Here is a 396-nt window from a genome sequence, read left to right on the forward strand (position 1 = left end):
ACAGGGGGGGGCTCAGGCCTAGTGGCAAACGTGGCTGTCGACCAAGGTGTAACGCACCGTGGCCGATGAATGGTTGGGGCAAGCTCAAGGTTGCAGGCGGTCAATGTGGGCGCGGGCATGCCCACATTGACCGGCAAGGCCGGTGCCCTGCAACGCGGTGGCTGCTTCGCGGGCTCGCCCGCTCCCACAGACCGCGCAAGTACCGAGCGTTGAGCAACTGCGCCACCACCGCCCGCCGCTGCCGTTCGCCAAGCGCAATCTGGACCAGGACGCGACCTTTGGGAGCAACTGTCTTGCTCAATTTCTAAAAGGTGGCGCGATCCCCGTGGGAGCGGCCTTGTGTCGCGAAAGGGCCGCGCAGCGGCCCCAGGATCTCGGCATCATGCATAGATTGCT

The organism is Pseudomonas sp. 22515 (assembly GCF_052044625.1).
GTDB lineage: Bacteria > Pseudomonadota > Gammaproteobacteria > Pseudomonadales > Pseudomonadaceae > Aquipseudomonas > Aquipseudomonas alloputida.